This window comes from Streptomyces sp. SPB074 (assembly GCF_000154905.1).
In the GTDB taxonomy this organism is placed as follows: domain Bacteria; phylum Actinomycetota; class Actinomycetes; order Streptomycetales; family Streptomycetaceae; genus Streptomyces.
On record NZ_GG770539.1, the window covers coordinates 1,056,747 to 1,068,489 of the forward strand.

At 74.2% G+C, this 11,743-nt stretch carries 11 protein-coding genes; 3 read left to right on the top strand and 8 right to left on the bottom strand.

Features of this window, described 5'->3' with window-relative positions; genetic code table 11:
- Positions 1–206: 206 nt before the first annotated feature.
- The 8 genes from SSBG_RS04335 to SSBG_RS04370 form a co-directional block, all read right to left on the bottom strand.
- Entirely contained in the window at positions 207–1,997 is a 1,791-nt protein-coding gene (locus SSBG_RS04335) for a glycoside hydrolase family 2 protein (protein WP_037868913.1), read from the bottom strand.
- A 41-nt stretch (positions 1,998–2,038) separates the two neighbouring features.
- Complete coding sequence (locus SSBG_RS04340) at positions 2,039–2,650, bottom strand: hypothetical protein (protein ID WP_234010354.1); 612 nt, start codon at positions 2,648–2,650, stop codon at positions 2,039–2,041.
- Between the two features lie 93 nt (positions 2,651–2,743).
- Positions 2,744–3,580 carry a carbohydrate ABC transporter permease gene (locus tag SSBG_RS04345; RefSeq protein WP_037868916.1) on the bottom strand — a complete coding sequence of 279 codons (837 nt, stop codon included), beginning with the start codon at positions 3,578–3,580 and terminating at the stop codon, positions 2,744–2,746.
- Complete coding sequence (locus tag SSBG_RS04350) at positions 3,577–4,533, bottom strand: carbohydrate ABC transporter permease (protein WP_037868918.1); 957 nt, start codon at positions 4,531–4,533, stop codon at positions 3,577–3,579. Before SSBG_RS04350 ends, SSBG_RS04345 begins: the two co-directional genes overlap by 4 nt.
- Positions 4,530–5,855 (bottom strand): ABC transporter substrate-binding protein, encoded by a 1,326-nt coding sequence (locus SSBG_RS04355; protein WP_037868920.1) that lies wholly within the window; start codon positions 5,853–5,855, stop codon positions 4,530–4,532. The genes SSBG_RS04350 and SSBG_RS04355 overlap by 4 nt, the downstream gene beginning before the upstream one ends.
- Positions 5,856–5,906: 51 nt before the next feature.
- Positions 5,907–6,632: a cupin domain-containing protein gene (locus tag SSBG_RS04360; protein WP_037871076.1), complete on the bottom strand. Its 726-nt coding sequence runs from the start codon at positions 6,630–6,632 to the stop codon at positions 5,907–5,909.
- Entirely contained in the window at positions 6,629–7,558 is a 930-nt protein-coding gene (locus SSBG_RS04365; protein WP_008745009.1) for a PmoA family protein, read from the bottom strand. The genes SSBG_RS04360 and SSBG_RS04365 overlap by 4 nt, the downstream gene beginning before the upstream one ends.
- Positions 7,555–8,715, bottom strand: a complete 1,161-nt coding sequence (locus SSBG_RS04370) for a Gfo/Idh/MocA family protein (RefSeq protein ID WP_008745010.1) — start codon at positions 8,713–8,715, stop codon at positions 7,555–7,557. Before SSBG_RS04370 ends, SSBG_RS04365 begins: the two co-directional genes overlap by 4 nt.
- Before the next feature lie 311 nt (positions 8,716–9,026).
- Between SSBG_RS04370 and SSBG_RS04375 the strand changes: the two genes are divergently transcribed.
- The 3 genes from SSBG_RS04375 to SSBG_RS04385 all read left to right on the top strand — a co-directional run.
- The gene (locus tag SSBG_RS04375; RefSeq protein ID WP_008745011.1) at positions 9,027–10,070 is read left to right on the top strand and encodes a LacI family DNA-binding transcriptional regulator; all 1,044 of its coding nucleotides are present in this window, start codon (positions 9,027–9,029) and stop codon (positions 10,068–10,070) included.
- Between the two features lie 211 nt (positions 10,071–10,281).
- Complete coding sequence (locus tag SSBG_RS04380; RefSeq protein WP_008745012.1) at positions 10,282–11,391, top strand: PP2C family protein-serine/threonine phosphatase; 1,110 nt, start codon at positions 10,282–10,284, stop codon at positions 11,389–11,391.
- A gap of 147 nt (positions 11,392–11,538) precedes the next feature.
- The coding region (locus tag SSBG_RS04385) for a hypothetical protein (RefSeq protein WP_037868921.1) at positions 11,539–11,743 on the top strand (205 nt) is incomplete at its 3' end.

The window sequence follows — 11,743 nt, forward strand, 5'->3', positions numbered from 1 at the left end:
GAGGGGGCGTGGGAGGTGGGGCGGGCGCGCGCGCATGTGGGGGGGCTCCTTCTTCGTGAACCGCCGGTCCCGGCCGGGGGTGGCCGGGACCGCGACGGGCGTTTTACAACGATGCAGAGCTGTCGGTGGGTCACCGTAGGAACGGCCCGGGGCGGCGTCAAGACTCCGCGCGGCACACGGTGAAGGGCACGCCCCTCCCCCGCCGGTCAGGAGCGCGGGCGTCCGGAGAGGATGGCCCGCAGGGTCTCCCGTGCGATCTTGGGGTGGCGGGCGGCGTCCAGGAGTCCGTTGGTCTCCTGGAGCGTGTCGGTGAACTGCGTGTAGCAGTAGCCCGCGAGCCCGGAGTCCTCGGCGGCGGAGACGAGCGAGGCGAGGCGCTCGGCGAACTCCTCCGGGCTGTCCACGGTGTCGTAGCCGAACCAGGGCGCGCTCTCCTCTGGCACGAAGGTCGCCCCGCCGAACTCGCTGAGCACGACGGGCTGTCCGGTGTGCCGCACCCCGTCGAGCAGCAGCCGCCGGGCGCCGGGCCAGCGCTCGCCGAAGGCACCCCCGCGCACCGGCTTGCCGTAGCGCTCGCGCAGGTCACGCGCGTCCTGCGTGTAGTCGTGCACGCCCCAGATGTCGGCGGCGGAGATCTCCCAGCCGTCGTTGGAGACGGCGGGCCGGGAGGGGTCGAGGGCCTTGGTGAGGTGGTAGAGCGCGTCCATGAAGTGGCGCTGCGCCGGGACTTCGGCGGGGTGGGGCACGGACCAGGACTCGTTGACGGGGACCCAGGCGACGAGGGAGGGGTGGCTGACGTCGCGCAGCACCGCGGCGGTCCACTCGGCCGTCACGCGCTCGACGGTGGGCGTCCCGAAGGCGTACGCGGAGGGCATCTCGCCCCACAGCATGAGCCCCAGCCGGTCGGCCCAGTACAGGAAGCGCGGGTCCTCGATCTTCTGGTGCAGGCGCAGGCCGTTGAGGCCGATGGACCTGGCCAGCTCGGCCTCCTCGCGCAGCGCGTCCGCCGGGGCGGCGAGGTGCGAGTCGGGCCAGTAGCCCTGCTGGAGGGCGAAGCGCAGGAAGCAGGGCTTGTGGTTGAGGAGGAAGACGCCGTCGTCCCAGCCGATGTCGCGCAGCCCGAGGTAGGAGTGGACGCGGTCCAGGAGGCGGCCGTCGGCGGCGTCGGTGAGTTCGAGCGTCGCGTCCACCAGGTGCGGGTGCTCGGGGCTCCACAGCAGGTCGTCCAGGTCCTGGCCGTGGCGCAGGGCGGGCACGGCGATGTCCATCTCGTTCTCGGGGCCTTCGAGGCGGACCCGCTGCTCTGCGAGGAGGCGGTCCCCGAGGCGCAGCCGGACGGTGAGATCGAGGAGCTGGTCGGGCCAGTGGTCCAGGCGGGCGCGGCAGCGGACGCGGGCGTGGGCGATGTCGCTCTCCCAGTGCAGCGCGGTGAGGTGCTGCTCGGGGACCTCCTCCAGCCAGACGGGCTGCCAGATGCCGGAGGTGCGGTGATACCAGATGACGTGCGGCTCGGCGCGCCAGTCCTGTTTGCCGCGCGGCTGCGCCGGGTCCGGGCGGTCCTCGGCGCGGACGACGAGGACGTGCGGGCCGTCGGTGGTGACGAGGCCGGTGAGGTCGCAGGTGAAGCCGGTGTGCCCGCCCTCGTGGCGGCCCGCGAGGTGCCCGTCGAGCCAGACTTCGGCGCGGTGATCGACGGCACCGAAGTGGAGCAGGAGGCGGCGGCCCGGCGCGGGGGCGGTCAGGTCGAGGGTGCGCCGGTACCACAGCACGGGGTGCGGACCGGTGTCGTGGATGCCCGAGGCGGGCGACTCGGGCGGGTAGGGGACGGTGATGGCGCGGGTCCAGGGGGCGGTGGTCTCCGGGGCCATCCAGCGGGCGCGGCGGCCCCGGTCGGCGTCGTCGTGGGCGAACTCCCACGTACCGCAGAGGTCGCGCCAGTCCGGGTCGCGGACGAGCTGCGGCCTCGGGTGGCCGGCGACGTCGAGGTGGCTGTGCATGAACGCCCTCCGTGGGGAGGGGGCGGGTGGGAGGGGGGTGCTCAGCGCGCGGCCTTCGCGGTGAATCGCAGTACACGCGATCGCGGCGAAAGCGAGCGGCCGGGAGCAGCGGCAGCAGCAGGGGCATCGACCAGGCGATGAGCGCGGCGAGCACGAGGGCGGCCACAGGAGGAGGCTGCCGTGCGGGTCGGCCGCCGCGCGCTGCCAGGCGGTACGCGCCGTGACGGGGCCCGGGTGCCGCGCTCGCCCGCAGCAGGAGCACCCCCGGCGCCGAGCGCGAGGACGACGAGGGCGGGGGCGACGAGCGCCCGGCCCGGCAGGTCCCCGTCCGCGAGGGCGAGGTCGGCGCGGACGGCGACGACGAAGGCGGGCAGGAGCAGCCCCAGCAGCAAGGAGCGCGGCCCGAGGCGGGCGCGCACGCCGCCCAGGTACGTACGGGCCGAGGCGGTCCTGCCGCCCGCCGCCGTCTCGCGGAGCGTCGCGGACGCGGCGGCGAAGGCGGCGGGCGCGGTGAGGACCGGGAGGCAGCACAGGCTCGTGAGGAGGCTGACGAGGAGGACGTCGGCGAAGAGCGAGAAGGCGGGCCCGAAGACCTCACCGGGTTCGCGGCGGTCACTGGGGGCGGAGGTGTGCGCGGCAGCGGCTGTGCGCACGGGCACGGGGGCGGGCGCGGGAGCGGGGCGGCTCGGGGCGCGGCCGGGCGCGGGAGCGGGTGCGGGTGCGGGTGCGCGGCGGCTCATGGCGGTTCAGCCCTTCAGTCCGGAGGTGGCCATGCCCTGGACGAGGTAGCGCTGGAAGACCGCGAAGAAGAGCACGATGGGCAGGACGGAGATGACGGACATCGCGAACATCGGTCCGTAGGCGGACGTGCTCGACTGGTCCACGAAGCTGCGCAGGGCGAGCGTGATGGTGAACTTCTCCGGCGCGAAGAGGTAGATCATCTGGGTGAAGAAGTCGTTCCACGTCCAGATGAAGGTGAAGATGGCCGTGGTGATCAGCGCGGGCCTGCTGAGCGGCAGCGTGATGGCCCAGTAGGTGCGGAAGGCGCCGCAGCCGTCGATGCGCGCCGACTCCTCCAGTTCGCGCGGCAGTCCGCGCATGAACTGCACGACGAGGAAGACGAAGAACGCCTCGGTGGCGAGGAACTTCGGCAGGATGAGCGGCCAGTAGGTGTCCACCAGGCCGAGCCGGTTGAAGATGATGTACTGCGGGATCAGGACGACGTGGTGGGGCAGCATGAGCGTCGCCACCATGAAGCCGAACATCGGCTTGCGCATCCGGAACCGCAGCCGGGCGAAGGCGTAGGCGGCCAGCGAGCAGGACAGGACGTTGCCGAGGACGGCGCCGCCCGCGATGAGCAGGCTGTTGCCGAGCAGGCGGCCGACGGGGACGCCGGAGACGCCGTCGAGCGCCGTCGTGTAGTTGGACCACTCGAAGTGGCTGGGCCACAGCTTGAGGCTCGTGGCGACCTCGGTGGCCGGCTTGAGCGAGGTCGCGGCGAGCCAGCCGAGCGGGTAGAGCAGGAGGAGCAGGCACACCAGGGCGACGGTGTGCGGCAGCCAGCGTTTCGTGAGCGTGCTCACCGGTCCTCCTCGTCCGCGTAGAAGACCCACGACCGCGAGGTGCGGAAGAGGATGAGGGTGACGGCCCCGATGGCGAGCAGCAGCATCCAGGCCATGGCGGCGGCGTAGCCCATGTGGGAGGCGGTGAAGCCGCGTTCGTAGAGGTAGAGGGTGTAGAAGAGCGTCGAGTCGGCGGGGCCGCCGTCGCCGCCGCTGATGGCGAAGGCGGGGGTGAAGACCTGGAAGGACTGGATGGTCTCCAGGACGAGGTTGAAGAAGACGACGGGCGAGAGCTTCGGCACGGTGACGGAGAGGAACTGCCGCAGCGGCAGCGCGTCGAGGCGGCGGCCTCGTAGAGTCGGGCGAGATCTGCTGAGCCCGGCGAGGAAGATGACCATGGGCGCCCCGAACTGCCACACGGTGAGCTGGACGACGGCGAAGACGGCGTAGACCGTGTTGCCGACCCATCCCCCGGTGTGGATGCCGACGGCGTCCAGGACGCGGGCGACGGTGCCGCCGTCGTTGAACAGGGCGCGCCACACGAGCGCGATGGACATGCTGGCGCCGAGGAGCGAGGGCGCGTAGAACGCGGAGCGGTAGAAGGCGCGGCCCCGGCCGAGGTTCTTGAGGAGCATCGCCACGCCGAGCGCGAGGCCCAGTTTGAGCGGGACGGCGACGACGACGTAGAGGAGCGTGGTGCCGACGGACCGCCAGTAGCGGGGGTCCTCGGTGAGCATCTCGGTGTAGTTGCGCAGCCCGACCCAGTGCGGCGGGTCGAAGAGGTCGTAGTCGGTGAAGGAGAGGTAGAGGGAGACCGCCATCGGGACGAGCGTCAGCGCGACGGCGCCGATCATCCACGGGGAGAGGAAGACGTAGGCGGGCCACTGCTGTTCGCGGCGGCGCCGGACGCGGCCCTTGCGCGCCGCGGGCGGCCCGGTGGTGCGGTCCGGGGGCCGGGTGGTCAGGACGCTCATTGCCTCAGCTCCCGGTTGGCCTGGTCGATGAGTTCGCGCGCGGCCTGCCGGGGGGTGGACAGGCCGAACATGACGCGCTGGTACGTACGCCCGAAAGCGGCCTGGACGGCCAGGTCACCCCGGGGCGGGGCGGTGGGCGGGTCGGCGAGGCCGTACTTCTCCATGGCCTGCGCGTACTGGTAGATCTCGCGTTCGGCGCCCTTGAGGGTGGTGGCGACGCGGGCGGCGACGGCGCGGTTGGGCGGGGTGGAGCGGGAGAAGCCGAGGATGTCGCCCGCGCGGTGGTCGTTGAGGAGAAAGTCGACGAGTCGCGCCGCCTCCTTCGGGTGCGCGGAGTGGGCGCCGATGCCGATGAGCATGGACGGCTTGAAGTAGGCGCCCGCGCGTCCGCCGGTGGTGGGGACGGGCCCGTAGTGGACCTGTTCGCCCAGGAGGGCGGGGTAGCCGGGGAAGGGCGCGTCCCACGTGAAGTCGGCGGCGGCCAGGCCCCGGCCCATGGGGCTCGTCTCGGTGCTCTTGGCCTGGGTGGTGTCCCGGGCGGCGGCGACGGCGCCCTCCTTGCGGAGGGTGTCGCAGAAGGTCCAGAAGGCGGTGAGGTCGCGTTCGGTGAAGGCGAGGCGGCGCTGGTCCTCGTAGAGCTGCCCGCCCCGGCCGCGCAGCCAGTCCTCGAAGACGTCCTCGTTGGTGCCGCCGTCGTTGGCGCCCGTGACGGTGCGTCCGTCGGGGCCGCGCAGCCCGAGGCGGTGGACGCGCACGTTGGCGTCCGCCCACTCCTCCCAGGTCCAGGAGGGCTCGGGGGCGGCGATCCCGGCCTTGGCGTAGAGGTGGGAGTCGTAGGCGTAGCCGGTGATGCCGCGCCCCATGGGCAGGGCGTACTGGCGGCCCTGGTAGGTGCCGGTGCGCAGGAAGGCGTCGTCCATCTCGTCGGTGCGGATGGTGCCCGCGTCGATCGGCTCGTCCAGGCGGGCGAGGGCGTCGCCGGCCGCGTACTGGGAGATCTGCCGGTAGTCGAGCTGGACGACGTCGGGGACGCCGCCGCCCGCCGCCTGCGTGGCGAGCTTGGTGAGGTAGGAGCCGAAGTCGGCGTTGGAGGTGCGGACGGTGATGCCGGGGTACTCCTTCTCGAAGAGCTTGACGGCGTCGTTCGTCCGGGAGGCGCGGTCGTCGTTGCCCCACCAGGAGAAGGTGAGCGTGACGCCCTTGCCGCCGCCCGCGTCGTCCGAGGAGCAGGCGGAGAGCGGGGCGAGGGCTGCGGTGGCGCCGAGGGTGCTCAGGGCGAGGAAGGTCCGCCGGCGGGGCCGGAGGACGGGTGGCTCGGGCATGGGTGGTCCCAGGGGTGCGGGGGGGCGGGAGGGCGCGGGTACGGGGCCGGGTCAGGCCCCGGTGTAGACGTCGAGGCGTCCGCACATGCCGAAGCGGCCTCGTGCGGTGGGCCCGGTCGCGGTGACGCGGGCGCGGGCGAGGTGTGCGGCGTCCCCCTCGCGGAGCGCGGCGAGCTGGGCGCCGCTCGCGCGGGTGGCGGCCTCGGCGCCCTCCCGCAGGCGGGTGGCCCAGGCGTCGAGCTGGGGCCGTACGAGGGCGGCGGCGGCGCGGTGGAAGGCGGCGAGCGGGGCCGGGTCGCCCCGCTCGGTGGCCTCGCGCAGGGCGAGGAAGCGGCGGGTGGCGAGGTCGCGGCGGCGGCGCGCGGTCTGCGCGCGATCCTCCTCGGTGCCCTCGGCGGGGATGCGGACGGCGTCCGCGTACGTGGCGGGGTCGGTCAGCAGCTCGGGCGGCAGGGTGAGCACCGCGTCGCCCGCCTCGGGCAGTCCGCTGTTCTGCATGACGACGGTGATGCGCAGCGCGTTCTCGTTGACGAGGCGGTGGATGGTGCCGGGCGTGAACCAGACGACGGCGCCCGCTTCGAGGGGGTCCTCGCGGTAGCCGGAGGTGGTGAGGGTCTGCACGCTGCCGCGCCCGGAGACGACGACGTAGCCCTCGGTGCAGGCGAGGTGGAGGTGCGGGGTGCCGCCGCCGGGCCGGCCGTCGATCGTGGGCCAGTCGTAGACGCTGAGCCGGGAGACGGCGACCGCGCCCGGGAAGCCCTCGTAGGTGTCGCTCACCACGGCTGCTCCTCGAAGTGGGCGAGGACGCGGTCGCGGTCCCAGCGGCCGTCGGCGACGGTCACGCGGTAGGCGCGCGTGAAGGAGTCGCCGGGCGCGAGGACCAGTTCCTCGTGGAAGGCCCACGAGGGGGCGACGGCGGCGAAGGGCTCGCTGCGTACGAACCAGTGGGCGGGGTGGGTGCCCGCCGCGCCCCGGTGGTCGTTGCCGGGCGCGTGCGCGAAGACGAGCGTTGCGTGGCCGTCGCGGCCGTCGTGCTCGCCGGTGTAGGCGAGCCAGTCGGACTGGGTGCCCATCAGGTCCCGCTCGCCGGGCTTGGCGGGGCTGTCGGCGGTGAAGGTCTCGCCGCCCCGGAAGGCGCGCGGGCCGCGCCAGAAGAGCCCGGTGTACCCGGCGTCGGGGCGGCCGTGGGTGGTGGGGCTGCCGAAGCGCAGCGGCTCGCCGCGGCGGTTGGTGACGGCTGAGGTCCAGGTGAGCGACCAGCAGTCGCGGCCGGCCACGACCTCGATGCGGCGCCGCTCGTCGGCCCAGAGCACCGCCGTGTCGTGCGGGTGCCAGGTCAGCGTCTCCTCGATGAGGGCGCGGTCGCCCTCGGCGCGCACCGTCCCGAAGCCGGTGTGGGCCATCGAGCCGACGCGCTCGGGCAGGGCGAGGTAGCCCTCGCCGTGCACGTAGGTGTTGCCGCCCCACAGGTTCTGCCCCGACAGGTGCGAGGCGGTCAGTTGCAGGCCCTTGTGCCAGCGGTGGTCGTTGGGGCGGTAGTCGGTGACGAGGGCACCGGAGAGGGTGCGCAGCGGGTGCAGGTAGGGCTTGGGCGCCTCCCAGGGGTCCTCGGGCTTGTAGACGTAGGCGAGGAGTTCGATCCCGGTCGCCTCGTGGGCGAGGGTGACGCGGTCGCCGTGGGTGTGGGTCAGGACGAGGGTCATGCGGCGTTCTCTCCTGCCTCGGCGGGGGCCCAGCCGGGCGCGCCGCCGTGGAGTGCGGTGTAGTACGGGTCGCCGGGCGCGATCTCGCCGGCGTGCACGGCGGTCCCGGTGAAGGCGGACTTGTACAGGGCGGTGATGAACTCCAGCGTGCGGCGGGCGCCTTCGCCGCTGGTGGGGTGCCTGCGCCCGGCGAGGACGTCGGCGGTGAGGGCGCGCAGCTGAGCGAGGTGGGAGCTGGGTTCGTCGGGGCCGAAGTCGCGCCAGGCGGCCACGGTCTCCTCGGGGACGCCGGGGGCGGGCGTGATGCGCCAGTCCGCGTTGCGGTAGCCGTACAGGTGGGTGACCTCGATGGTGGCGAGGGCGCAGTCGATGCGGACGCGGCTGACCTCGTCGGGGCTCAGGACGCTGTTGACGACGGTGGCGAGGGTGCCGTCGGCGAAGCGGACGAGGGCGGTGGAGACGTCCTCGGTCTCGACGTCGTGGACGAGGCGGCCCGCCATGCCGCGTACCTCCTCCCAGGGGCCGAGCAGGTCGAGGAGCAGGTCGCTCTGGTGGATGCCGTGGCCCATCGCGGGTCCGCCGCCCTCGGTGGCCCAGCGTCCGCGCCAGGGCGCGGCGTAGTAGGCCGTGTCGCGGTACCAGGTGGTCTGGCAGTGGGCGACGAGCGGCCTGCCGAAGGCGCCTTCGCGCAGCAGGCGGCGCACGTGCCGGGCGGCGGAGCCGAAGCGGTGCTGGAAGACGATGGAGAGGTACGGGCCGGCCTCGCCGCCGGGTTCGGCTGCCGTGATCGCGTCGAGGTCGGCGAGGGAGGGGCACGGGGGCTTCTCGCACCACACCCAGGCCCCGGCGCGCAGCGCCGCGACGGCCTGCTCGCGGTGCACGGCGGGGGGCGTGCTCAGGACGACGAGATCGGGGCGGACGGCGGCGAGGGTCGCTTCGAGGTCGGTGGAGGAGTGCGCGATCCCCGCTTCCGCCGCGAAGGAGGCGGCCGAGGCGGCGTCGAGGTCGACCGCCGCGACGAGTTCGGTCGTGCCCTCCTCGGCGAGGACGCGCAGCGCGGGCAGGTGGCTGGAGCGCGCGATGCCGCCGGTCCCGACGACCGCGGTGCGCAGGGGTGCGGGCGGGGGGCTGGCGGGAGCGCGGGTGGGCGAAGACATGCGGCCTCTCTGCGGGTGAGGTGCGTTGTGGATGGCGTGCGTGGCGGATGGCGTGCGGACGGGGGCGGCGGAGGTCCCCGTCGGGGTGCCCGCGTGGTGGCATCCCGTCGCCCGGAGCGGGCAGGGGGGACCACGAGCGTGGCGGCTGCCGGTGGATTCCGGACAGCAATCGCTTGCTGTTCCCACGTTGTAACCGCCGTATATCGCCGGGGTCAACCCTTCGGCGGCGGACTTCTTCCGATGAGGAGGGCCCTGGCACACACCGTGAACAGGGCTCTAGACTGGCCTTTTCCCGAGAGAGGACACGGGTTGTGGCAGCGGTGACACTCAAGGACGTGGCGCAGCGCGCGGGAGTGTCGATAAAAACGGTATCCAACGTTGTACGCGGTGCGCCCCGGGTCTCCGAGTCGACCCGTGCCCGGGTCGCGAAGGCCGTGGCGGAGCTGGGGTACCGGCCCAACCCCACGGCGCGGCGGCTGCGCACGGGGCGCAGCGGCATGATCGCGCTCGTGGTGCCGGAGCTGGTGAGCCCGTACTTCGCCGAACTCGCCCAGCACGTCCGCACGGAGGCGACCGCGCTGGGCCTGACGGTCCTCATCGAGGAGACCCTCGGCGACCCGGCCGAGGAACTGCGGCTCGCGAGCGGCGTGGGCGCCTCGCTCCTGGACGGCGTGATCCTCTCGCCCCTGCACACCAGGCCCGAGGAACTCGCCCCCGTCTCCGGCACCTTCCCGCTCGTCCTGCTCGGCGAGCGCAGCTACGCGCGCGACCGGGTCGCCGCCGATCACGTCCTCATCGACAACGTCGCCGCGGCGCGCTCCGCCACCGCGCACCTCGCCTCGCTGGGCCGTACGCGCATCGCCGCCATCGGGCACGACCGCAAGGGGTCCGCGACGAGCAGGCAGCGCCTGGAGGGCTTCCAGCAGGCTCTGCACGAGGCCGGGCTGCCCTTCGATCCCCTGCTCGCGCCGCGCGTGGACGAGTTCGACCGGCGCAACGGCCTGGCGGCGATGCGCGCGCTGCTCGCCCTGCCCCCGGACCGCCGCCCGGACGCGGTCTCCTGCTTCAGCGACCTGCTCGCCTTCGGCGCGCGCCGGGCCCTCTACGAGGCCGGGCTGCGCATCCCCGAGGACATCGCCCTGACCGGCATCGACGGCACGGAGGAAGCGCGCTACGGCGCGCCCTCGCTGACGACCGTCGTGCCCGACAAGGCGGCGATCGCCGCGCTGGCCGTGAAGTGCCTGGCCGACCGCATCAGCGCCACGACCCCTCCCCCGTTCGAGGTCCACCACGCGCCGCACTGGCTGGCCGAGCGGGAGTCCACGCGGGGAGGGCGGACGCCGGTCGAGGAGTGAGGAGCAGGGCTCCGCCGGGGGGTGTGGGAGGAACGCGGTTCGCGGGGGCGCGCGGACGCGACGGACCGAGGGAGCACGCGCACCCCTGCCCCAGTCGCCCTGCCACCCCGTCACCCCACCTGCGGCCCGACACCCCGCCCCCGGCCCGACACCCCGCCCGGCGTCCGCGCAAGGCGACCTCCGGTTGGGGCATTGCGGTACGAATAGGGGCATGTCTGAGCCGGTCCCACCGTCCGCCGCCCGCCAGGGGCGCCGGCGTGTCCTGCGTCCCGCCGTACTGATCCCGGTGGCGTCCATGGCGATTCTCAGCGTGGTCGACCTGACGGTGCCCCGGTCCGTCCACCTGGGCCCGCTCCTCGCGGTCGCGCCCGCCCTGACGGCCGCTTCGGCCGGGCCCGCCACGACGGCGGCCGTGGGGGTGCTCGCCGTCGTGCTCCAGTTCCTCCTGGGCCTCGCCCGCGAGGAGACCGACACCCCGAACACGGCGGTGCAGGTGGCCGCCGTCGCCCTGATCTCGCTCGCCCTGGTCCTCTACAGCCGCGCCAGGACCCGCCGCGAGTCGGAGCTGGCCCGGGTGCGCGCCATGGCCGAGGCGACCAACGACGTGCTGCTGCGCCCGCCTCCCGCCCGCCTCGGCCCGCTGCGGCTCGGCTCCGAGTACCGGGCCGCCGGCGACATCGCGCAGATCGGCGGCGACCTCTACGGCGTGGTGCGCACGCGCGAGGGCACCCGGCTGCTGATCGGGGACGTCCGGGGCAAGGGCCTCGACGCCCTCGACGACACCGCGCTCCTCCTCGGCGCCTTCCGCTCCGCCTCCCACCTCGGCCTGAGCCTGCCCGCGCTCGCCGCCCACCTCGACGCGGCACTGGTATGGAGCAACGAACAGAAGGGCGCGGCCGAGGACTTCGCCACCGCGCTGCTCGCGGACGTGCCCGACGCGGGCGAGGACGTCCTGCTGCTGTCCTGCGGTCACCCGCCCGCCTACGTCCTGCGCGCGGACGGGCCGGAGGCCCTGGAGGCCGCCCGCCCGGCGCCGCCGCTGGGGCTCGCGGCCCTGGACCCGGACGCGTGGGCGGTGGAGCGGCACGCCTTCCGCCCCGGCGAGACGCTGCTGCTCTACACGGACGGGGTGATCGAGGCCAGGGACGAGAAGGGGACCTTCTACCCGCTCGCCGAGCGCCTCCCCCTCTTCGCCGGACAGGACGGCGACCGGCTCGCGCGGTGGGTCGTGGACGACGTGGTGCGCCACACCCACGACCGCCTCGCGGACGACGCGGCACTCCTGTGCGCGTACCGGGGCGGGGGTCCCGCACGCGGCTGACTCCCCCCGCGCGCCGCTCCTTTGACGACCGGTCGGCCCCTTCGCACGCCTCGTCCGCCGTCCCCGGCACCCGTGCGGCGCGCCCCCGCTACGATTCCCCGCACACGGCGCGCTCTTGGACGCCCGTACGAGGAACACGGAGACGGTATGGCGGACGGGCGTTCGGATGGCGCGGGGCCTTTCGGGGCGGTGCTCGGTGTCGTCGGCCCGGCCGCCGGGGCGGGGGGTCCGCCCGCGCTGCGCCCCGTGCGGGTGACGGCCGGGATCGAGGTGGTGCGGGCCGTGGCCGCGCTCGGCTGGCCCGTGCCGGAGGCGGGGACGAGCGCGGGCGTGCTCGACGCCCTGCCCGGCG

Bases quoted from the DNA above. Each gene is read 5' to 3' on its own strand.
- SSBG_RS04335 (WP_037868913.1), bottom strand. From the start codon at position 1,997: ATGCACAGCCACCTCGACGTCGCCGGCCACCCGAGGCCGCAGCTCGTC.
- SSBG_RS04350 (WP_037868918.1), bottom strand. From the start codon at position 4,533: ATGAGCGTCCTGACCACCCGGCCCCCGGACCGCACCACCGGGCCGCCC.
- SSBG_RS04355 (WP_037868920.1), bottom strand. From the start codon at position 5,855: ATGCCCGAGCCACCCGTCCTCCGGCCCCGCCGGCGGACCTTCCTCGCC.
- SSBG_RS04365 (WP_008745009.1), bottom strand. From the start codon at position 7,558: ATGACCCTCGTCCTGACCCACACCCACGGCGACCGCGTCACCCTCGCC.
- SSBG_RS04370 (WP_008745010.1), bottom strand. From the start codon at position 8,715: ATGTCTTCGCCCACCCGCGCTCCCGCCAGCCCCCCGCCCGCACCCCTG.
- SSBG_RS04380 (WP_008745012.1), top strand. From the start codon at position 10,282: ATGTCTGAGCCGGTCCCACCGTCCGCCGCCCGCCAGGGGCGCCGGCGT.